Genomic DNA, 22189 nt, shown 5'->3' on the forward strand with positions numbered 1-22189 from the left:
CCCGCGGAGGCGGGACCACCGGGGGCCCGACCGTGCGACGCCTCCCCGACGACCGGACGCGCACCCCGGCGCCCCCGGCGGTCCGGCGGCTCCCCGACAACCAGGCGCACACCCCGGCGCCCCCGGCGGTGGGGCGGCTCCGCACCGACCGCACAGGCCCGGGCGGGTCGTCGGGCGGCGCGGGGAGCCGCCGCGCCACGGCGCCTCGAACGCGGGCGGTCCCCGGCGGCGCTCCCCCGGGTAAGCCGCCCGCGCCACGCGCTCAGGGCCGCGTGATGTTGGCCTCCGGGACGATCTCCGGGGCGCCGTGCTGGATCGCGTCCGCCTCCTGGTCGGTGTCCTGCTCCTGCGCCGCGCGCTCGGCCTCGATCCCCTTGCGGTAGTACTCGACCTCCCGCCCGACCTGCTCCTCGCTCCACTCCAGCGGACCGGCGAGCAGCTCGGCCGCCTCCTCGGCGGCGGCGATGCCCCGGTCCCAGGTCTCGAAGGAGATCCGGGTGCGCCGGGACAGGACGTCCTCCAGGTGGCGGGCCCCCTCGGCCTCGGCCGCGTAGACGATCTCGGCGCGCAGGTAGTCCTCGGCGTGCGCGAGCGGTCGGCCGAGGTCGGGGCGCTCCCGGATCAGGTCGAGCAGGTCGTGGACCGAGGCGCCGTAGCGGCGCAGCAGGTGGGTGACGCGGGAGACGTGCAGCCCCGAGTTCCGGGCCAGCCGGTGGCGCTGGTTGTACAGCGCCCAGTAGCCGTCCGCGCCCACCAGGGGCAGCCGGTCGGTGACCGAGGCCGGGATCCCGTTGCCCAGGCCGTGCGCGACCGCGTCCACCGCGTCCTTGGCCATCACGCGGTAGGTCGTGTACTTGCCCCCGGCGATGAGGACCAGGCCGGGCACGGGGTGGGCCACCGTGTGTTCGCGGGAGAGCTTGGAGGTCTCCTCCGACTCCCCCGTCAGCAGCGGGCGCAGCCCCGCGTACACGCCCTCGACGTCGTCCCGGCCCAGGGGCGTGCGCAGGACCTGGTTGACGTGGTCGAGGACGTAGTCGATGTCGGCCCGGCTCGCCGCGGGGTTCTCCTTGTCCAGGTCCCACGCGGTGTCGGTGGTGCCGATGATCCAGTGGCGGCCCCACGGGATGACGAACAGGACGCTCTTCTCGGTCCTCAGGATCATCCCGGAGGAGGCCTGGATGCGGTCGCGCGGCACCACGAGGTGGATGCCCTTGGACGCGCTGACGTGGATCTGGCCCCGGCCGCCGACCATCTCCTGGATGTCGTCGGTCCACACCCCGGCGGCGTTGACCACCTGGCGGGCCCGGACGCGCCGCTCGCCGCCGCCCTCCAGGTCGGCGACGGTGGCGCCGACGACGTGCTCGCCCTCGCGCAGGAACCCGACCGCCTGGGCGCGGGAGGCGATCTTGGCCCCCAGGCCGGCGGCGGTGCGCAGCACGCTGATGACCAGGCGGGCGTCGTCCACCTGGCAGTCCCAGTACTGGATGGCCCCGGCGAGGGCGCTGCGCTTGAGCGCGGGGAAGACCCGCAGCGCCCCGGACCTGGTCAGGTGGCGGTGCGTGGGAAGTCCGCGGTTGTTGCGCGAGCTCATGGCGAGGGCGTCGTAGAGGGTGACGCCCGCGCCGATGTAGGCGCGCTCCCAGTGGTGGGCGAACGGGAACAGGAACGGCACCGGGCGGACCAGGTGCGGGGCGATGGTGGTGAGGAGCAGGCCGCGTTCGTGGAGCGCCTCGCGGACGAGCTCGAAGTCGAACTGCTCCAGGTAGCGCAGGCCGCCGTGGATGAGCTTGCTGGACCGGCTGGAGGTGCCCGACGCGAAGTCGCGCGCCTCGACCAGCGCCGTGGACAGTCCGCGCGAGACCGCGTCCAGGGCGATGCCCGCCCCGACGATGCCTCCCCCGACCACGAGGACGTCGAGTTCCTCGTCGGCCATCGACGCGAGCGTCTCGGCGCGCCCCTTCGGTCCCAGCCAGGTGGTAGTCATCCGTCTCCTCCGTCTCGATGGGTCTCCTCCCAGGCGCATACCCGCCCCGGGCCCGTGTCCATCCGAGAGGGCCCCAGGCTAACCGGGGTCGATGATCACACCGGGTGTCCGGCACCGGCGTGTCACGGGGAGTTCGGACGGGGCGGGCCGGGGGCAGGAAGCGTTTCGCCTCCTCGGCAGGGCCGGGGCGGGGAGGGCGGCGGCCGCGGTGACCAGCCCTCCGACCAGGGCAGCTGCGCCCAGTCCGGCGGCCCCGGTCCCGGCGGTGACGCCGAGCAGGACGTCCCCGATGCTCTGCCGAAAGGCCCAGCGGACGCTCTGGCCCTGGGAGATGCCGGGGACCAGCAGGAGCGATCCGGCGGTGACCGTCAGCGCGCCGGGGGCGTCGGACCCGGCCGGACCGGGGCGGCGGCTGTCGGCGGGCAGGGCGCGCGGCGCCCCGCGGCGGGCCGGAGACGGCCCGCCCGCGAGGACCGACCGCCGGGTCGGAGCACCGGGTCAGGCCGTCTGGTCAGGCGGCCGGGTCAGGCCGCGTCGGCGTAGGCGTGCGCGTAGGCCAGGACGTCGGCGACGTACTCGTCGGAGCGGTTGTACTCCAGGATCGCCGCCTCCCAGTCGGCCGCGACGGTCAGGTCGCGGCCCTCCGCGCACAGGTACCGGGCCGCGGCGAGCGCGGCGTCGTCGATGTTGTGCGGGTCGGGGTCCCCACCGGACGGGGAGTCGCCCCAGCGCTCCCAGGTGTGCGGGATGAACTGCATCGGGCCGATCGCCCGGTCCCACTCGGTGTCGCCGTCGTACCGGCCGCCGTCGGTGTCCGGGATGGCCCTGGTCCGGTTGGTGCCGTCCAGCGGGATGCCGATGATGTCGACGGTCGTGTTGCCGTCGTCGCCGATCTCCCCCCCGGCGTAGGTGCCGTGGTGCGACTCGATGTAGCCGATCCCGGCCAGGGTGGGCCAGGACAGCTGGCACGAGGGCTGGTCCCGGGCGACCACCAGCTGCGCGCCCGCGTACCCCTCCAGGGCCCGGCGCGGGATCCCGGTCGCCTCCGACACCTGGTCGAGCCACTCGGCGCTGGGGCGCTCCTCGACGGCGGGGGTCTGGCGCTCGTCGGCGCCCGCCTCCTCGGGGGCGGGGTCGCCCTCCTCCGGGGCCACGTCCGCGGGCTCCGGCGGGCCGGTGAGCTCGTCGTGGGGCGGGGTCTGGATCGTGCCCGCCGGCGGCTCGACGCCCGAGGCACTGGGCGGCGACCACTCGTTGAACGCGTCGGAGATCCGGTTGACCAGGACGACCACTCCACCGGTCAGCAGCAGGCACACCGTCAGCGTCACGCAGACGGCGACCAGCGGGCCACGACTCCGGCGCCCCTCGGCCCCGGACGTGCGTCGTTCACCCATGGGCTCTCCACATCGTCAAGGAAACGTCAATTCCACATCACGCCGGAACCAAAGTACGCGACCGGCGGCCCCTCGTGCCCGGCGCCCTCGGGCACGGGGAGCCGCCGCGCGGCGGGGCCGCACACGCGAAGGGCTGCGCCGGCTGGGGCCGGCGCGGCCCTTTCAGGTCCGTGTCCTGGGCGAACACACCCCTCTAGTGCGGGTTGACCACGACCTCGACCCGCTGGAACTCCTTGAGGTCGGTGTAGCCGGAGGTGGCCATCGTGCGACGAAGAGCACCCATGAGGTTCATGGAACCGTCGCTGGTGGAGGCCGGGCCGTGCAGGATCGACTTCAGGTCGCCGATCGTGCCGACGTGGAGGCGCTCGCCGCGCGGCAGCTCGCTGTGGTGCGCCTCGCTGCCCCAGTGGTAGCCGCCGCCGGGCGCCTCGGTGGCGCGCGCGAGCGGGGAGCCCACCATGACGGCGTCGGCGCCGCAGGCCAGGGCCTTGGCGATGTCGCCGCTGCCGGTCATGCCGCCGTCGGCGATGACGTGCACGTACCGGCCGCCGGACTCGTCCAGGTAGTCGCGGCGGGCCGCGGCCACGTCGCCGATGGCGCTGGCCATCGGCACGGCCACGCCCAGCACGGAGCGGGTGGTGTGGCCCGAGCCGCCGCCGAAGCCGACCAGCACGCCCGCGGCGCCGGTGCGCATCAGGTGCAGCGCCGCCGTGTAGGTGGCGCAGCCGCCGACCACGACCGGCACGTCCAGCTCGTGGATGAACTGCTTGAGGTTGAGCGGCTCGGCGCGGCCGGACACGTGCTCCGCCGACACCGTGGTGCCGCGGATCACGAAGATGTCCACGCCCGCGTCGACGACCGCCTTGTGGTACTGGGCGGTGCGCTGCGGCGACAGCCGGGCCGCGGTGACCAGGCCCGCGTCGCGGATCTCCTCGATCCGGCGACCGATCAGCTCCTCCTGGATCGGCGCCGCGTAGATCTCCTGGAGCCGTCGGGTGGCGGCGACGTCGTCGAGCTCACGGATCTCCTGGAGCAGCGGATCCGGGTCCTCGTAGCGGGTCCAGAGCCCTTCGAGGTCGAGCACGCCGAGGCCGCCCTGCTCGCCCACGGCCACGACGGTCCGGGGCGAGGACACGCTGTCCATGGGGCTGACCACGAGCGGGGTCTCGAACCGGTAGGCGTCGATCTGCCAGGCGATGGACACCTCCTCCGGGTCCCGCGTCCGCCGGGCAGGCACGATCCCGATCTCGTCGAGCTCGTAGGCCCGGCGTCCGTTCTTGCCCAGCCCGATCTCCACCTGAGCCAACGTTTCGATCCCCTCTGACGTGCCTCGCCGGACGGTCTACCGGCGCGTTTCCTGCCGCCGTGAGTCTATCGACCCCGGAGGGGGGCGGCGCCGGGCCGCCCGGCCGCCGCGTCAGCGGGCGTTGTAGTTGGGCGCCTCGACCGTCATCTTGATGTCGTGCGGGTGGCTCTCGCGCAGACCGGCGCTGGTGATGCGCATCAGCTGACCGCGCTCGCGCAGCTCGTCCAGCGTGCGGGTCCCGGCGTACCACATGGACTGGTGCAGACCACCGACGAGCTGGTGGGCGACCGCCTGGAGCGGGCCGCGGAAGGGCACCTGGCCCTCGATGCCCTCGGGGACCAGCTTGTCCTCGCTGGCCACGTCGGCCTGCGCGTAGCGGTCCTTGGAGAAGGAGCGGCCGCGCATGGCGCCGAGCGAGCCCATGCCCCGGTAGGCCTTGAACTGCTTGCCGTTGATGAAGATCAGCTCGCCGGGGCTCTCCTCCACGCCCGCGAGCAGGCTGCCGAGCATCACGGTGCTGGCCCCGGCCGCGATGGCCTTGGCGATCTCACCGGAGTACTGGAGTCCGCCGTCGGCGATGAGCGGGACGCCCGCCGGGCCGCACGCCTTGGCGGCCTCCAGGATGGCGGTGAGCTGCGGGGCGCCCACACCGGCCACGACCCGCGTGGTGCAGATGGAGCCCGGGCCCACACCGACCTTGACGGCGTCGGCCCCGGCGTCGATGAGCAGCTGCGCCCCGGCGCGGGTGGCGACGTTGCCCGCGACGATGTCGGCGCGCGAGTTGGCCTTGAGCTTGGCGATCATGTCCGCGAGCCCCGAGGAGTGGCCGTGGGCGGTGTCCACGACGATGAAGTCGACGCCGGCCTCCACGAGCCGCTTGGCGCGCTCCTCGGCCTCGGCGCCCACGCCAACGGCGCCGCCGACGACGAGGCGGCCGTCGGCGTCCTTGGTGGCGTCGGGGTACTGCTCGCTCTTGATGAAGTCCTTGACGGTGATCAGGCCGCGCAGGCGGTTCTGGCCGTCGACCAGCGGCAGCTTCTCGACCTTGTGCCTGCGCAGCAGGTCGAAGGCCTGCTCCCGGCTGACGCCCACGGGAGCGGTGACCAGGTTCTCCGTGGTCATCACGTCGCGGACCAGGCGGCCCCGGTCGCTCTCGAAGCGCATGTCCCGGTTGGTCACGATGCCGACCAGGATCCCGGCGCCGTCGGTGACGGGCACGCCGGAGATCCGGTAGTGGGCGCACAGGCGCTCGACCTCGGCGAGGGTGTCCTCGGGCTGACAGGTGACCGGGTCGGTGACCATGCCCGCCTCGGAGCGCTTGACCAGGTCGACCTGGCTGGCCTGGTCCTCGACGGAGAGGTTGCGGTGCAGGACGCCCGCGCCGCCCTGGCGGGCCATCGCCACGGCCATGCGGGCCTCGGTGACGGTGTCCATCGCCGCGGACAGCAGCGGGATCCGCAGCGTGAGGTTGCGGGACAGGCGGGTGGTGGTGTCGACCTCGCCCGGCTGGAGATCGGAGTAGGCCGGGACCAGAAGGACGTCGTCGTAGGTCAGTCCGGGGGGAAGGAGTTTGTCCCCGTAGTCGCTGTACTCCTGGCTCTGGCCCATGACACAACCTCCGCTTTCCCGGCACACCTGCGCGGTCTCGCCCTCGCGTGTCGTCTCATCCTAGGTCGTGGTCCCGTGCGCCTCCGGTGGAACAGGGTGTTTGACCCGTCACCCCGGGCCGAAAGTGACCAGCCTCACGGTTTGCGCGGCCCTCTCTCCGTCCCCGCCGCGCACGCGGATTCCCCTGCGCCCCAGGGGGTTCGGGTCCCGCCCCCGCTCCTGCCGTCCCCGGGAGAGGGGAAGGCGGCGGTCGGGGCCGTTCCGGACCTCGCCGCGGTTCCCGGTAGCGGTCGCCGCGCAAAGGGTCACATGAGGTGGTCACCCCATGACCCGATCCGTGGCACGCGCCTCGGGAGAACGGGCGGCTCTAGGGGCGGAGGTAGCCCGACGGCCCGAGGGCGCGGCAGTATCCGCGCGCCCGGGGGCGGTTGGGGCACCGGCGGCGTCCGGGCCGGGGGCGTCCGGAGTGCTCAGGGGACGAGGCGGTTCGCCACGGCCACCTGCCGAAGCCGAGCAATAGCTCGGTGCTGGGCAACCCGTACCGCTCCCGCCGACATTCCAAGGACATGTCCCGTCTCATCCGCCGTAAGTCCTGCGATGACCCTCATGACCAGCAGTTTGCGCTGCTGTTCGGGCAGCTCGTCGAGAAGCTCCCGGGCCCGCTGGGCCTCGATCACCCGCACCGCCGACTCCTCGGGCCCCGGCCCCTCGTCGGGGCGCTCGGGCACGGAGTCGGTGGGCACCGTCTCGACCCTGCCCGCACCGCGCAGGGTGTCGGCCACCTTGTGGGCCGCTATGCCGAACACGAAGGCCGCGAAGGGGCGGCCGCGGTCCTGGTAGCGCGGTATCGCCGAGAGCAGGGCGATACACACCTCCTGGGCCACGTCGTCGGAGTAGTGGGCCAGCCCCGAGACCCGGGCCAGGCGGGCACGGCAGTACCTGACCACCATGGGGCGGACCTCGCGCAGCAGCGAGTCCATCGCCCCGTCGTCCCCCCGGACCGCCAGCGATCCCAGATGGTTCAACCCCGTGTGGTCCCGCTGCCCCCGGGCGCCTGCATCCGTCACCGTCACGCTAGGAATGATGCCCCCACCGCCGGACTGAACCACTCGGATCGGCAACTACAGAATGGTCACGTTTCGGGAAAATCACCCGAAAACATCTGCGCCGCCGAGGGAAACCTGTGACGTGCGTGATAGTGCGCGGGGGCGGAGCAACCGCTCCGCCCCCGTCGCAGCCGGGCCGTGTCCGCCGGACGCGCCCCGGCCGCCGTGCCTAGTGGCTGTGGCCGTGCCCGTCGTCCTCATCGTCCTCGGGCTTGTCCGCCACCAGCACCTCGGTGGTCAGCAGCATGCCCGCGATGGAGGCGGCGTTCTGCACGGCGGAGCGGGACACCTTGACCGGGTCGAGGATGCCCTGCGAGGTCAGGTCGCCGTAGGTGCCGGTCGCGGCGTTGTAGCCGTGGCCGACCTCCAGCTCCGACACGCGGTGGGTGACCACGTAGCCCTCGGCGCCCGCGTTCTCCGCGATCCACCGGGCGGGCTCGACCAGGGCGCGGCGCACGATCGCCACACCGGTGGCCTCGTCGCCCGTCAGGCCGAGGTCGTCCGAGTCCAGCGCCTTGGAAGCGTGCACCAGGGAGGCGCCGCCACCGGCGACGATACCCTCCTCGATGGCCGCGCGGGTCGCCGAGATGGCGTCCTCCAGGCGGTGCTTCTTCTCCTTGAGCTCCACCTCGGTGGCGGCGCCCACGCGCAGGACGGAGACACCGCCCGCGAGCTTGGCCAGGCGCTCCTGGAGCTTCTCGCGGTCCCAGTCGGAGTCGCTCGCCTCGATCTCCTTGCGGATCTGGCGGACGCGGTCCTCGACCTCGGACTGCTCCCCGGCGCCGTCCACGATGGTGGTGGCGTCCTTGGTGATCGTGACGCGGCGGGCGCCGCCCAGCGCGTCGAGGTCCACGTTCTCCAGGGTCAGGCCGACCTCCTCGGCGACGACCTGGCCGCCGGTGAGGACCGCGATGTCCTGGAGCATGGCCTTGCGGCGCTCGCCGAAGCCGGGCGCCTTGACGGCGGCGACGTTGAGGGTGCCGCGGATCTTGTTGAGCACCAGGGCGCCCAGGGCGTCACCGTCGATGTCCTCGGCGATGATGAGCAGGGGCTTCTTGCTCTGGACGACCTTCTCCAGCACGGGCAGCAGGTCGTTGAGGCTGCTGATCTTGCCCTGGTTGATCAGGATCAGCGCGTCCTCCAGCACCGCCTCCTGGCGGTCGCCGTCGGTGACGAAGTAGGGCGAGACGTAGCCCTTGTCGAACTGGAGGCCCTCGGTGAAGTCCAGGTCCAGACCGAAGGTCGGGGCCTCCTCCACCGTGATGACGCCGTCCTTGCCGACCTTGTCGAACGCCTCGGCGATCAGGTCGCCGATCTGGGCGTCCTGGGCGGAGTTGGTGGCGACGTAGGCGATGTCCGCGCGCTCCTCGACGGGGCGGGCGCGCTCCAGGAGGACCTCCGACACCTTGGCGGCGGCGGCGTCGATGCCCTTCTTCAGGGACATCGGGGAGGCGCCGGCGGCCACGCTGCGCAGACCCTCGCGGACGAGGGCCTGGGCCAGGACGGTCGCGGTGGTGGTGCCGTCACCGGCCGCGTCGTTGGTCTTGGTGGCGACCTCCTTGACCAGCTGGGCGCCCAGGTTCTCGTAGGGGTCGTCCAGCTCGACCTCACGGGCGACGGTCACGCCGTCGTTCGTGATGGTGGGGGCGCCGAACTTCTTGTCGATGACGACGTTGCGACCGCGCGGGCCGAGCGTCACCTTGACGGCGTTGGCGAGGCGGTCGACGCCCCGCTCGAGGGCGCGACGGGCGTCGTCCTCGAACTCCAGGATCTTCGGCATGTGGGTGCTTCCTCTTCAGGCTGGTCGAAAGAGAGCATCCCGCCCGCCCGGCTGTGCGCCGACCGGTGCGGGATGCGGATGGCTCCGGGCCCGATGGAGCGGGCCCCGCGGAGACCTACTTCTCGACGACAGCGAGAAGGTCGCGGGCGGAGAGCACCAGGTACTCCTCGCCGTCGTACTTGACCTCGGTGCCGCCGTACTTGCTGTACAGGACGACGTCGCCGACCTTCACGTCCAGCGGGATGCGGTTCTCGCCCTCGTCGTCCCAGCGGCCCGGGCCCACGGCCAGGACCTCGCCCTCCTGGGGCTTCTCCTTGGCGGTGTCCGGGATGACCAGACCGGAAGCGGTGGTCTGCTCGGCCTCCAGCGTCCGGACCACGACGCGGTCCTCGAGCGGCTTCAGCACGGTCTTGGTGGCGGTCGACACGGTGTGACCTCCCCCTTCAAGGTTTCGGTGTACTGATCTCGGCCCGCACTGGTGCACGGACCGACTGCGAAAAAGGGGCGACCACGGCGGCCTGTCGTCGCGGGTGCCAGACCGGCCTCGTCGCGGTTAGCACTCTACCCCCGAGAGTGCCAGAATGGAAATGTGACCGTGACCCCCGGTCAGGGGACTTCCCCGGGGGCTCCCCTCCGGGGCGGGGCCCGGTCGCGTCCGCACACCGCTCCTTCGACGCCCGGGGGGAACCCATGCGCCTGCCCGCCTTCGAGGCCCTGCTCACCGACGCGGGCCGGGAGGTCCTGGCGGGGGTGGACCCGAAGGCCGCCGCCGGGGACCAGCTCGCCGCGGCCTCACTGCTGCGCGGTGATCCGCGCGTGGCGGCCCTCGACCCCGGTCTACCCGTATCCGAGCTGGTAAACGCCGTCCTGACCCAGGTCTCCCTGCGCGAACGCGGGCGGGCCAAGTTCGGCGAACTCGCGCGGCGGATGTTCTTCACGCCCAACGGGCTGGAGCAGTCCACCCGGCGCGTGGTGGCCGACTACCGCGCGGAGCGCATGGCCGGGGCGATCGGACCGGCCGGGTCGTCGGGGCGGGGCCTGGACGGCGCCACCGCGGGCGACCTGTGCTGCGGGGTCGGCGCGGACCTGCTGGCCCTGGCCGCGCGCGGCGTTCCGGTCGAGGGCGTGGACGCCGACCCCCTCACGGTCGCGGTGGCCCGCGCCAACATCGGGGCCATGGGCCTGTCCGGGCTGGCCCGGGTCCGCGAGGGCGACGCCTCCGCGACCGCGCCCGGCCGGTACCCGCTGCTGTTCTGCGACCCCGCCCGGCGGGGCGGGCGCGGCCGGGTGTTCGACCCCTCGGCCTACTCCCCGCCGTGGGACACGGCCGTGGACCTGGCCGCGGGGGCGGAGGCGGCCTGCCTCAAGGCCGCGCCGGGCATCCCGCACGAGGTGCTGCCCGGGGACGCGGCGGCCGAGTGGATCTCGGTGGACGGCGAGCTGAAGGAGACCGCCCTGTGGTTCGGCGCGCTGGCCGACGGGCCGCGGCGCCGGGCGACGGTGCTGCACGAGCGCGAGGGGCTGCTCGCCCGCGAGGGCGCGGTGGCGCACCTGGACGCCGACCCCGGTCTTGGCCCGGCTCCGGTGGCGGCGGCCCGGCGCTACCTGTACGACCCGGACCCGGCCGTGGTGCGCTCGCACCTGGTGGCGGAGGCGGCGGCGCGGGTGGACGGCACCCTGCTGGACGAGCGGATCGCGTACTTCACCGCGGACAGCGCGGTGCTCTCGCCGCTGTGGCGGGTGCTGGAGGTGGTGGAGGTGCTGCCGTTCTCGCTCAAGCGGCTGCGCTCGGCGGTGCGCGGCCTCGGGGCGGGGACGGTGACCGTCAAGAAGCGGGGCTCGGCGGTGGACACCGAGAAGCTGCGCCGGGACCTGCGCGCCGCCGGCCCGGAGTCGGTGACGGTCGTGCTCACGCGGATCGGCGATCGGCCCTTCTGCCTGCTGTGCCGCGAGGTGGGCGACCCGCGGCGGGGTTAGCGGGCCGACCGGTGCGGACCGGCCGGTGCGAGCCGACGGGTTCCGCCGCAGGTGCGTGCAGGGGGTCGCCTCCGCCGGTGCGGACCGACGGGTTCCGCCGCAGGTGCGTGCAGGGGGTCGCCTCCGCCGGTGCGGGCCGGCGGATCACGCCACCGGCGCGCCTACGGGACCGCCTCCACCGGCGCTCCCGCCACCGGCTCACCGTCGGCGTCGACGGTGAGCCGGTGGGGGGCCGTTCGCGAGGAGCGCGTGCCGGTGTCCACAGGCCCGACGGGGGGCTGGCGGGCGGTGGAGGCGTCGGCCTAGGCTGGATTCGGGGGCGCCACGCGTCGCCGTCGGGTGAGTGCGCCGCCCCCGTGTTCGAGTGTCCCTCTCCCCGCGACCGGCCCGCAAGGACACGTTTTCACCTGTGGACAACCGTGGACGAGGTGGCTGGAGTGCACCCTGGGGCCGCGGATCACGACATCGGGCCAGATCGTTACCTTCCCCACCCAGATCTTTGGCGGTCCCCTGGGGGAGGAGCGGCGCGTGTCGTTAAACTGGCGGCGCGAATTCTTTCCCTTCTCATGGATTCACCCGGAAGGCCGTGATCGTTGACCCGCCCCCGCGGTTCAGCAGAAGAACAGGCCTTGCCTCGCGTGTATACGCTCAGTCACACTCCAGTCACGATGAGGCCGTACTGGTGCAAAAACACCGCCCACCCGGGGACCATCGAGAACCCGAGCCGTCCGGAACCCACCGTCCACTCCCCCGGACGGGTACGGGAGCGCCAGAAAAATAAGGAGCACCTCGGTGGAACAGACCAATCACAACTTCCTCAACGGAGGAGGTCAGGCGGGGATCTCCGACCGCATGCGTGACCTGCTCTCCCAGGCCGCTCAGGAGCACGTCTCCGAGCAGAAGTCGCAGGGCGCCGTCAGCGAGGAGATGCGCCAGCGCCTGGAGGGCATGGAGTGGCTGCTCCGCGAGCTGCGCGAGCGCGAGCTCACCGCCCTCACCGAGTCGGTCGCCACGGTCAACGGCCGCGTCGACGAGTTCCTCGCCCGGCCGCCGGAGTGGGCGGAGACCCTCGCCGAGCACATCGAGGTCGTCGCCCAGCAGGTCAAGCCCCTCTCGGACCTGCCCTCCCTGCGCGCGGACACCCACCGCATCGCCGGTCACCTGGACACCGCGCTCACCCGCCTCCAGCGGATGGCGGAGACGGGCAACCGCACCTCCGAGCAGGTCAACGAGCTGGGCGAGCGCCTGACCGGGCTGGACGAGAGCCTCGACACCCGTCTGAACGGACTCGGCGAGACCCTCGGCGCCCGCCTGGACGGGCTGAGCGAGACCTTCGGCGCCCGCCTGGACGCGCTCGACACCGCGCTGGCCTCCCTGACCGCCAGGACCGAGGCCGTGCAGGCGTCGCTGTCCGCGCTCTCGGAGTCGGCGGAGAGCCGCCACGAGGCCCTCACCGCCGCGGTCGGCGAGAGCCGCACCGAACTGGCCGAGGCGCTCGCCGGCGGGCGGACCGAGATCTCCGAGGCCCTGGCCGAGGGCCGCACCGAGCTGGCCGAGGCCGTGGCCGCGAGCCGCGAGAGCCTCACCGCCGCCGTCAACGAGAGCCGCGAGAGCCTCACCGCCGTCGTGAGCGAGAGCCGCGAGGCCCTGGCCGCGGCCGACGCCCGGCTGGGCGAGACCGTCGAGGCCAAGGCCGAGGAGGCCGCCGCCAGGGCGGAGCAGGCCAACGGCGAGCTGCGCACGCTCGTGGAGGAGCGCACCGAGCGTCTGCGCACCTCGATGGAGGAGCGCACCGCCGAGCAGCACGAGACGCTGCTGTCGCGCCTTCAGGAGAACACCGGCGAGCTGGGCGAGCGCACCGCCGCCCTGACCGAGGAGCTGGGCGCCCTGTCCGCCTCCTCCGCCGAGCGCCACGAGTCCCTCGCCGCCAAGCTGACCGAGAGCGTCGGCTACCTCAGCACCCAGGCCGAGGAGAACAACGCCGAGACGACCGCCGCGGTCGCCGACGTCACCGGCGCGCTCGCCAAGCTCCGCGAGGACCACGAGTCGTCGCTCACCGAGCTGCGCACCCACCTGCGCCAGCGCCTGGCCGAGCTCAACGAGCAGATGGAGCTGGGCCGCACCGAGACCCGGGAGCAGGCCGAGGCCGCCTCCGAGCGCCTGCGCGAGGCGGTGACCGAGCGCACCGACGCCCTGGGCGCCCGGATCGCCGAGGACGCCGAGCGCGTCACCTCCGACTTCGCCGAGCTGCGGACGTTCGTCCAGGAGAACGGCGACCGGCTCGCCACCGAGTCCGAGGAGCGTTCGCGGACGCTGACCGAGTCGCTCACCGAGCGGGTGGAGGCGCACCGGGCGGCGCTGGACGAGCGTCTGGAGCGCCAGCGCGAGGCACTGACCGGCAAGGTCGACACCCACCTGGCGCAGATCACCGGCAAGGTGGACCACGAGCTGGGCCGCCTCACCGACCGCTTCGACACCTTCGAGGGGCACTTCGAGGGAAGCTTCGAGGGGGTCGAGGGCAAGCTCGACCGCATCGACGGCCGTATGGACGGCGTCAACGGCCGCCTGGACGGCCTGGACGGCCGGGTCAACGGTGTCGAGGGCCAGTTCGAGGGCGTCAGCGGGCACTTCGAGGGCGTGGACGGCCGCATGGAGGCCCTCGACGACCGGCTGGAGGCGCTCAACCAGCGGCTCAACCAGCTGCCGCAGACCATGGAGGTCAGCGAGCTGCACCGCCGCCTGACCGAACTCGTGGAGCGGCCGCAGCTGGACCACACCGGCAAGCTGGACGAGATCGACGAGCACGTCACCTCGGCCGTGGCGCCGGTGCTGCGCGAGCTGAAGCAGCGCCCGGACCGGCACGAGCTGGAGGAGACCGTCACCGAGGCGGTCGAGAACTCGCACGACGACATCACCAAGCGGTTCGCCTCCCTGGAGGAGACGGTGCTCGCCCTGGCCGAGGCGCTGCTGCGCCCTGGCCGGGACGGCAAGAAGAAGCGCCGCCGCGACGAGGACGAGGACGACGAGTAGCCGGTAGCGCGGGGTCCGCGTAGGCGGTCCGCCCGATGGTCGCCGGGCGGACGCGGACCGGCGAACGGCGGAGGGGCCGGGGCACCCGAGGTGCCCCGGCCCCCGTGTGTACGCAGGCCGCGCCGGTAAGCCGGGGTCCCGCGCCCGGAGCGGGCCCCGAGCACCAGCACCGGCTACGGCTACGGCTACGGCTACGGCTACGGCTACGGCTACGGCTACGGCTACGGGCACAGGGTCACCGCAGGTCGGAGACCGCGCACCGCGGCCGCGGCCTCTCCGCCGGGCCCGCTCAGACCGTGAAGACGATCTTGCCGAACTGCTCGCCCCCGGCCATCGCCCGGAAGCCCTCCTCGGCCCGGGCCAGGGGCAGCACCCGGTCGATCTCGGGCCGGATGCCGGTACGCACGCACATCCGGGCCAGGGCTGCCAGCTCCTCACGGGTGCCCATGGTGGAGCCCAGGACCCGCAGCTGGAGGAAGAACACCCGGTTGAGTTCGGCCGGAGGCGCGTCGCCGCTGGTCGCGCCGCAGGTGATGACGGCGCCGCCCGGCTTCAGGGAGCGCAGCGAGTGCGCCCACGTGGCCTGCCCGACCGAGTCGAAGACGGCGTCGACCTTCTCCGGCAGGCGCTCGCCGGTGGGCAGCGCCGCGTGCGCGCCCAGGGAGAGCGCCCTGGTCCGCTTCTCCTCGCTGCGGCTGGTGGCGTAGACCCGGTGGCCCACCTGCGACGCCAGCCGGATGAGCGCCGCGGCCACGCCTCCCCCGGCGCCCTGGACGAGCACCGTGGAGCCCGGCCGCAGGTCGGCCTTGCCGAAGAGCATGCTGTAGGCGGTGAGCCACGCGGTGGGCAGGCAGGCGGCCTCCTCGAAGGAGAGCTCCTCCGGCTTGGGCACCAGGTTGGCGCGGGGCACCAGGACCCTCTCGGCGAAGGTGCCGTTGTGGACCTCCGAGAGCAGCGACCGGCGGGGGTCGCGCGTCTCGTCCCCTCCCCCGGCGGCCGGGTCGCCGACGACGCCGTGCACGATGACCTCGTTGCCGTCTTCGTCCACCCCGGCCGCGTCGCAGCCGAGGATCATGGGCAGGCGCTCCTCGCTGAGCCCGACGCCGCGCAGGCTCCACAGGTCGTGGTGGTTGAGGGACGCGGCCCTGACCTCGACGGTCGTCCACCCCTCGCGGGGCTCGGGGTCGGGGCGTTCGCCCGCCTCCAGGGCGGAGACGGGGTCGTCGGGCGCGAAGCGTGCTGCGGTGATAGCGAACATACCCCGAAGCCAACCACGGAGACCGAATCCGGTTCCACCCCCGGGTGGCGAAACGCGCGGGAAGCGGAACGGCCGCTACGGGTCGGTCGGTTTCCTGCCCGCCTCGAAGCGCTCCCGGTACCTGCGCTGCGCCTCCTCCATCACGTCCTCGGAGAGGTAGGCGACCGGCCGCACCCCGTCCAGGAGCGGTTCGTGGTCGGGGCCGTGGGCGACGGTGTCGCCCTGGAGGACCCACCCCACCCGGTCCGGGTCGTCCTCGACCAGGGAGGCGTACTTGCGCACCTGGCGGGAGAGCCAGTCCTCCAGGGGCCGGGTCCACCAGGACTCGGGAGTGAGGACGGTGACCGAGAGCCCGGGGAGTTCGAGTTCGCTCTCGTAGTCCTTGCTCACGATGTGGCGGTCCCGCTCGGGGCCGTCCGAGTAGCGCAGGTAGAGGCGGTCGCGGCCGCGGACGAGGTCGGCCAGCTCGGACAGGCTGGTGACGGTGGGCAGGGCTGCCGGCGAGCCGTGGTGCTGAGGAGACGCGTCCATACGGCCCGACTACCCCGCCCGCCGGGGAGGAAGCCCGGACCCGCGTCAACACGGAGGCAAGGCCGCCGCCCCGCCCACCGGCCCACGCCCCGACCCCGGCGCTCCTGCCCCGGCACTCTCCTCGGTTCAGCCCCGCTCACCGGCTCGCACCCCGGTCCCCACGCTCCTGCCCCGGCGCCGTCATCGACTCAGCCCCGCTCACCGACCTCGGGCCCTCTCAGCGGTTCAGCCCCGTCCACCGGCTCCGGCGCGCTCCCCCGCCCCCGCCACGTCACCGGAGCGCAGGAGCGGCAGGTACAGCTCACGGGCGCCGCCGAACCGGTACAGGGCCGCGGGACGACCCGCCTCCGCGGTGCGCCTCCCCCCGTGGGCTCGACGAAGCCCGCCGTCCTGGTGACCTTGCGACGGAGGTTGCTGGGGTCCAGGGAGATACCCCAGATCACCTCGTACACCCTGCGCAGGTCGCTGATGGTGAAGGGCTCCCGGCAAAAACCCGCGGCCACGGTCGTGTACTCCAGCCGGGACCGCGCCTCCTCGACCGCGTCGGCCCGAACCGCCCCGTGCCTTCGTCAAGCCGGTGGCCGCCGGGAACAAGGTCGTGGCGTCCGGGGACGCGCTCACCGCCGAGCGTCTGCGCCTGCGCTGCCGGGACGCGGTCGCCGTGGAGATGGAGGGCTACGGGTTCCTGCGCAGCGCCTACCTGGCCCCGGGCACGCACTCGCTGGTGGTCCGGGGGATCTCCGACCTGCTCAGCGGCAAGACCGCGGACGCCGACGACTTCTGGCAGCCGGTCGCCGCCGCCCACGCGGCGGCCTTCGCCTGCGAGTTCCTGGACCTGTTCGGCTCCGAGGCCTGATCCCGGGAGGGGAACCCCGTGGGGCGGCCGCGCGCCGCCCCACTGCGGTCATCCCCGTCGGTATGCTCCAGCCCAGAGGTCAGTGCAGACCGATGACACCGCTGCGGCCCTCACCGGAGCTGTAGGAGAGGGCGACGGCTCCGGGCGCGGAGAGGGCGTTGCCGATCTCCAGCGGCGTCTCCCCGTCCGCGGTGAACATGACGGGGACCGCGTCCTCAAAGCTCTGGAACACGGCGATCTCGGTTTCCCCACCGCCGGACACCTCCTCCGACACCTGGAGCACGCCGTCCTCCAGACCGACGACCAGAGGGTCTCCCCGGAGGGCGTTCAGGATGGACTCAGCGGCTCCGGTCCCCTCACCTGTTCCACCCTCGCGCACCTCTCCCGAGCGGTCCTGGGTCCGGTAGGCGCGTGCGCGCTCATTCCACACTCCCAGGAGGGAGCCGTCCCCGTTCGTCCACAGAACCCGGCCCTCTTCGAGCGTCGCCACCTCCCCGGTAGTGGGATCGACCACCCGCCCGGCCTGCGCGTAGGGGTAGTAGGCGGTGACCAGACCACTCTCGTGCACGGTCACCGTGCGTTCCCGGGAGTCAGCGGGGAACATCCCCGTCTGCTCCTCCGTTCGCCACAGCTCCTCGCCCGTCGCCGAATCAATCCCCACAAAACCCGATACGAACTCCTGCCCCTCGGTCATCTCCACCGAGTCCTCGCCCTCCGGCTGTTCGTAGCAGGTGACGGCCGCGACGGTGACCTCGTCCAGCGTGACGAGCGCGTCGACCGACCCCACGTCCTCGCACCGCGCCAGATCGGGGACCGACCAGGCAGTCCGGTCACTGCCCAGCTCGAAGGCGGTCAGACCGCCGCCGTCGCCGTCCACGGTGATCCAGTGCTCGTCGGTGACGTTGCCCAACCATCCTCTGACCATGCCGGACGAACTGTCGCCCTCCGTCAGGGAGTAGTCCTGGACGGGTTCTCCGGTCACCGTGTCCAGGACGACCATCCTCGGCGGCGCGGACTCGTCCTCGGAGTCCAGGATCTGGAGCGTGAAGTAACGACCGTGGTCCGCGACGCTGCCGAAGACCTCGCTCCCGGGGACCCGGAACTCCCACATCGGCCCGCCGTTCTCCCCGGAGAGCCCCACCACCCCGTCGTCGAGGAGGGCTGCCACACCTCCGGGCACGGGGAGGACCCTGGTCCGCGAGACGCCCTCGGGAGCCTCCCACGTCCACGCCGCTCCGCTCACCTCCGAGCGGTACTCCCGGTCCCTCACCAGCTCCTGCGGTGCCCCGTCGGAGCCGGTGACCCCGCCACCGGAGCCCTCCTCCGCCGAACAGGAGACGAGCAGGAGAGCGGACAACACAGCCACGGCTCCCCGGTACTTCGCGCGAACTCCCAAGGAATCGTCCGAAAACACAGAAGCAGCGACCATCAGTACGAGACTTCCTCCCACTTGGAACTGTTGTTACCGAAGGCCTCAAGGAAGTTGTAGACAGCGTTCGCGGTACTGCCCTCGCCGTCGGACCACTCGATCTCGTCGATGGAATCGAACTCCGTAGCCAGGACACCCGCCGAGGTCTGCACGTCCCAGTCCGCGTGGTCGACGGGGACGTAGAGTTCACCTGACGCGTCCCTCCGGGCAATCCCGTCGGCTTCCAGACGGGCCATGAGCTCGGGGTCGGAGTTGGCAAGAGCGGAAATGGCGAACCCTTGCATCTGCTCGTTCCGCGCCCACTCGCCGACCGTATCCGCGTTCTCTGTGGCCTCATGCACGGGGACCGACAGAGCTTCCTTGGCTGCGAACTTCGCGATCTCGACCACGAAACCGGGTACCTGGGCGTCACCAGCACCACCACCAAGGATGTCGATGACCCCGCCGGTCACCTTGTTCCGGTAGTCGGCCGCTTCCTTGTGGCTGTCCATTCGGTGGCTGCTCTCATGAGACAGGGCCTCCTCAACGAGTCCCTGCAGGCTTCCTGCCAGTACGGTGGGGACGTGGTCCCTCTCCCCTGTGTTGGACGCGTACTCCTCCATCGTCCGCCCGGTGTTGAGCAGGACTTCCTCGTAGACACGAGTGGCCGTTTCCTCATCGCCCATGATGATCTGTGTGAAGGCGAGACGACTCTCAGGAGAGAGTTCCACACGTCCCGTATCGGGATTCCAGCGAGTCGCGAAGCTCTCACCTTCGCGGTCGCCGTTCTCGTCTTCCTCTCCGAGCCCATCGGTCTCGGAGAACTCGTCCATGTACGACAGGAATATGTCACTGAAGCCACTCGCCAACTCGGGGTTGAGGTGACCTGCGGAGACGTTGAGCCAGGTGATATCGTCCCCACCCTCCTCACCCTCCTCACCCTCCTCCACGACTCTGTGTCCGGTGCCGAAAAGTTCCTCCCTGAACTCCTTGTCTTCCATGAACCCCATTAGTTCCGCCAATGCGGTTCCCCGAAGCTCGTCCGTGACACCACTGGATTCCTGGCCCCTGTCCGCGATCCAGTCTGTGATACCCCTGACGGCAGCTCCGTCGTCGTTCCAGTTGTAGGTGTAGAAGTCGCGCAGCACAGCTTCAGGGTCGACGTGGGGATGATTCTCATGGTGTTGGTAGGTATTCCCATCGAAGTCCTCACCTGTCAGGATGATGTAACTGGCCTCCTCGTTGCGTGAGGCAACTCCGATGACGTCACTAAAGGCATCCTGCGAGATAGGGTCCATGTGAGGGTTGTCTCCCATGTCAGCGTAGGAGAGCATCTGGTGGCTGGTCGCCAGCAAAGAAGTTGAGAATTCCGTGCCACCCTGAACCCCCGGCCCCGAGTGCGACAGGAACTCGCTAAGCGGGACGAAGTCTTCCGCCCATGCATTGAACTCATAGGTGAAATCAGTGGTGTCATAGGACGGTCCGACCGCAGCTTCTTGCACATCCTGGGGCAGGTTGCCCGCCCCTCCGCCGATATCCTCGTCGGAGAGGATGAGCATGGAGTTGGCGAGGTTGCGGTTGATGTCCTCACGCAACGAGTCGCTGACGTGCTCGCTGCTGTTCACCTGGTCCATGAACTGGAGGAAACCGGGGCTGTCTCCGCCGATCTCATCGAGGTCTCCGAAGAGGGTCTCCAGGAACTCGACCTCCCCGCCCAGCAGCCTCTCGCCGTTCTGCTGCGCCAGCAGGCCGCGTGACACCACGGCGGCGACCAACGCGAGGTACTCGGGGTCGTCCTCCAGCAGCTCGATGCTGATCTCGTTGCCGTCGAGGACCGCCTGGCCGAGGTGGGTGGCGATCACCCCGGCCTGCCCCTCGTCCACGACGTAGTAGTCGAAGTTCCCCGTCGCGTAGAACCCGATGTTGTCGTTGTTGCCGAAGTAGCCCCCATCGCCGAGAGCCCGGATGTTCTCCGGGGTGGGACCCTCCTTCAGCATGTCCTGGGACTCGTCACACCGGGTCTCCAGATCCCGCCACGCCTGCTCTGCCTGGAGATTGTGCGACTCGATGATCTGCTGGGCGATGTTGAGGTTGTCCGGTTCGGCGGAGTTCGCGAGTGCCGTGGAGAGGTCGCCCTTGATCTCCTCGATCTTGTCCTCGTACCACTTGACGTCGGCGCTGATCTTGTCGAGGACCCCGTAGGCGTGGAGGCAGGCCAGCATCGAGCTGCCCCAGGCGTACTGGTTCTCGTTCGCCGCCGTCCTGAGTCCTTCGCCGATCTGGTCGGAGAACTCGGAGCCCACGGGCGTGGTGATCGTGTTGTAGTCACCGGAACGGCCGGTGATCAGGGAGTAGAGCTCCTCGAAGGTCTCTCTGGCGGAGGCGACGGCGCTGCGTTCGATGTCGCATTCGGTGTAGCTGAGCGCGGACAAGGTGGGGGCTCCTGGGAAGGGTCCGTCGGGAAGGGGATCAGTAGAGCTGGGCGCCGTTGATGGGGATGTCGTACTCCTCCCACGACTCCAGGTCCGTCACGGCCGCCTGGTAGGAACCGGACTGGATGTTCTCCGCGAGCGTCCTCGCGTGGTCGCGGACCTCGATCATGTGCTGCTCTTCGGCCGAGCCGAAGGCGCTCCACCCGGTCACGCCGGGGGCGCCGCTGGTCGCGCTCTTGGCTGCCTGGATCGCCTCGTCGAAGTCGGTCGGCAGGTCCCGCAGCCGTGCCGCCGCCTCCGCCGACGCCGATCCACCCGCGTAGGCGTCGTCAACGTTCACGCCTGTGCCACCCGGCACGGCCCCACCTGTGCCACCCGACACGGCCCCACCTGCTTCCGTTCTCTCACCTGCCGACGCGGTCCCGACAACCGGAAGCGTGGGCGGTGTTCAACCAATTACCGGAACCGAAGATATCGGGAATAGGCGACACCCAGAAACCCAGAACCCGTGTTAACAGGGACAACACCCCCGCCGTGTCCGGATGTGGCCAGGTCACCGAGAAGCCCACGCACGGCGATGGGCGGGCCGCTGCTCCGCCTCGGCCCCGGTCATTGGTCGGGTCCTTCGGAGTCCTCACCTCCGACAAGGGCGACCGCTGACCGCACCGCACAGGACCCCGCCCCGCATTGCCGGGACGGGGGCCTTTTTGTATTCCATGGCCGAATAGAACCTTTTGTCTTTTTAACGAGAAATGTTCTCGCGAGTCCCCTGATCTGCCGCAACGGTCGAGTCGCAAAATCCCCGCATATTAATTCGCCGTAGTTTCGCCAAGTACTCCCGCGATGCCTTACCCTTTTCCCGAACACACAACTGAAAGCACGAATGACCCCGCGACGGTCAGTAACCGCCCGGGGCCTTGGCCAGCAACATCCATACCTTTAGACACAAGGATTGCCAGCATGCGCCAGTTTAGCGCTGCCCTTCTCAGCCGTGCCCTCGGCCCGCTGATCGCCTTCCTCTCCGCGCCATGCGGACGCCACTCCACGATGGCCGGTCGCCGCCGACGCCGCTCCACCCGCGTCCGGCGCTACGTCCCCGCCCCTCCCCCGGCCCCGCTTCCGCCTCCCCGCCTGGCACCGCCCGGCCAGACCGTTCCGGCCGAGGATGTCGCCCTGGTCAGGCCCTACTTCGCCGCCCACGAACTTCTGAGCGCACGCGTATCCACGGTCCGGATCCCAGTGCCCCGCAGCGCCGAACCCGCTTCCGAGACGGACGAAGTCCAACGCGCGTTCGCCCTCGTCCAGGAACGCGCCGCCGCCCTGCTCCAGCAGTGGCGAGACGACCCCGGCGGCGACCTGCTCGGCGAACCCGCGCCCCGTTTCGGAGTCGTCCGGCCCACCGAGCACGCCCGCACCCGGCCAGCCCACTCCGCCGAGTGGGCCGAACTCGCCTCCCTCGTCCGCATCTGGCACGACCAGCAGTGCCAGGCCGCACCCGCGTGACCCCTTCCCCGCCCCT

Annotated in this window: 16 protein-coding genes and 1 pseudogene; 4 read left to right on the forward strand and 13 right to left on the reverse strand. The window is 71.4% G+C overall.

From position 1 onward, the window contains the following. Nucleotides 1-262 precede the first annotated feature (262 nt). The 7 genes from glpD to groES form a co-directional block, all read right to left on the reverse strand. Complete coding sequence (gene glpD, locus G011_RS0118595; RefSeq protein ID WP_019609803.1) at nucleotides 263-1984, reverse strand: glycerol-3-phosphate dehydrogenase; 1722 nt, start codon at nucleotides 1982-1984, stop codon at nucleotides 263-265. A 524-nt stretch (nucleotides 1985-2508) separates the two neighbouring features. Next, nucleotides 2509-3378, reverse strand: coding sequence for a lytic transglycosylase domain-containing protein (locus G011_RS0118600; RefSeq protein WP_013155025.1), 870 nt, complete (start codon nucleotides 3376-3378; stop codon nucleotides 2509-2511). Nucleotides 3379-3571: 193 nt separating this feature from the next. Beyond that, nucleotides 3572-4675, reverse strand: coding sequence for a GuaB3 family IMP dehydrogenase-related protein (locus G011_RS0118605; RefSeq protein WP_019609805.1), 1104 nt, complete (start codon nucleotides 4673-4675; stop codon nucleotides 3572-3574). Nucleotides 4676-4795: 120 nt separating this feature from the next. Continuing rightward, nucleotides 4796-6292, reverse strand: a complete 1497-nt coding sequence (gene guaB, locus G011_RS0118610; protein ID WP_013155027.1) for an IMP dehydrogenase — start codon at nucleotides 6290-6292, stop codon at nucleotides 4796-4798. Between the two features lie 470 nt (nucleotides 6293-6762). Next, nucleotides 6763-7359, reverse strand: coding sequence for a sigma-70 family RNA polymerase sigma factor (locus tag G011_RS0118615; protein ID WP_013155028.1), 597 nt, complete (start codon nucleotides 7357-7359; stop codon nucleotides 6763-6765). Nucleotides 7360-7567: 208 nt separating this feature from the next. Then, a complete protein-coding gene (gene groL, locus G011_RS0118620) occupies nucleotides 7568-9178 on the reverse strand; it encodes a chaperonin GroEL (protein WP_019609807.1) in 1611 nt (536 codons plus the stop codon). Between the two features lie 115 nt (nucleotides 9179-9293). Further along, complete coding sequence (gene groES / locus G011_RS0118625; RefSeq protein WP_013155030.1) at nucleotides 9294-9605, reverse strand: co-chaperone GroES; 312 nt, start codon at nucleotides 9603-9605, stop codon at nucleotides 9294-9296. Between the two features lie 263 nt (nucleotides 9606-9868). Here groES and G011_RS0118630 point away from each other — a divergent pair, with 263 nt between their 5' ends. Next, the gene (locus G011_RS0118630; RefSeq protein ID WP_019609808.1) at nucleotides 9869-11155 is read left to right on the forward strand and encodes a class I SAM-dependent methyltransferase; all 1287 of its coding nucleotides are present in this window, start codon (nucleotides 9869-9871) and stop codon (nucleotides 11153-11155) included. A 792-nt stretch (nucleotides 11156-11947) separates the two neighbouring features. After that, nucleotides 11948-14185, forward strand: coding sequence for a hypothetical protein (locus G011_RS0118640; RefSeq protein WP_019609810.1), 2238 nt, complete (start codon nucleotides 11948-11950; stop codon nucleotides 14183-14185). Between the two features lie 289 nt (nucleotides 14186-14474). Here the strand turns inward: G011_RS0118640 and G011_RS0118645 are convergent, their stop codons facing one another. The 3 genes and pseudogenes from G011_RS0118645 to G011_RS32530 all read right to left on the reverse strand — a co-directional run. Continuing rightward, nucleotides 14475-15443 carry a zinc-binding dehydrogenase gene (locus G011_RS0118645; protein ID WP_019609811.1) on the reverse strand — a complete coding sequence of 323 codons (969 nt, stop codon included), beginning with the start codon at nucleotides 15441-15443 and terminating at the stop codon, nucleotides 14475-14477. 75 nt (nucleotides 15444-15518) lie between these two features. Then, a complete protein-coding gene (locus tag G011_RS0118650) occupies nucleotides 15519-15974 on the reverse strand; it encodes a DUF6098 family protein (protein ID WP_019609812.1) in 456 nt (151 codons plus the stop codon). 225 nt (nucleotides 15975-16199) lie between these two features. Then, nucleotides 16200-16537, reverse strand: a pseudogene (locus tag G011_RS32530) (NUDIX hydrolase); the annotation flags it as partial. A 14-nt stretch (nucleotides 16538-16551) separates the two neighbouring features. Here G011_RS32530 and G011_RS31820 point away from each other — a divergent pair. Beyond that, nucleotides 16552-16830, forward strand: a complete 279-nt coding sequence (locus G011_RS31820; RefSeq protein ID WP_019609813.1) for a hypothetical protein — start codon at nucleotides 16552-16554, stop codon at nucleotides 16828-16830. Nucleotides 16831-16909: 79 nt separating this feature from the next. Here G011_RS31820 and G011_RS29985 read toward each other — a convergent pair whose 3' ends face one another. The 3 genes from G011_RS29985 to G011_RS0118675 form a co-directional block, all read right to left on the reverse strand. After that, nucleotides 16910-18190, reverse strand: coding sequence for a hypothetical protein (locus tag G011_RS29985; RefSeq protein WP_026338433.1), 1281 nt, complete (start codon nucleotides 18188-18190; stop codon nucleotides 16910-16912). Nucleotides 18191-18258: 68 nt separating this feature from the next. After that, nucleotides 18259-20670, reverse strand: a complete 2412-nt coding sequence (locus G011_RS0118670; protein ID WP_019609815.1) for a hypothetical protein — start codon at nucleotides 20668-20670, stop codon at nucleotides 18259-18261. Between the two features lie 37 nt (nucleotides 20671-20707). Continuing rightward, nucleotides 20708-21010, reverse strand: a complete 303-nt coding sequence (locus G011_RS0118675) for a hypothetical protein (protein WP_019609816.1) — start codon at nucleotides 21008-21010, stop codon at nucleotides 20708-20710. Nucleotides 21011-21630: 620 nt separating this feature from the next. Here G011_RS0118675 and G011_RS0118680 point away from each other — a divergent pair. Next, on the forward strand, nucleotides 21631-22173 hold the full coding sequence (locus G011_RS0118680; RefSeq protein ID WP_026338434.1) for a hypothetical protein: 543 nt from the start codon (nucleotides 21631-21633) through the stop codon (nucleotides 22171-22173). The last annotated feature ends 16 nt before the right edge of the window (nucleotides 22174-22189 follow it).

It is taken from the genome of Nocardiopsis sp. CNS-639, from assembly GCF_000381685.1.
Classification (GTDB): Bacteria; Actinomycetota; Actinomycetes; order Streptosporangiales; family Streptosporangiaceae; genus Nocardiopsis; species Nocardiopsis dassonvillei.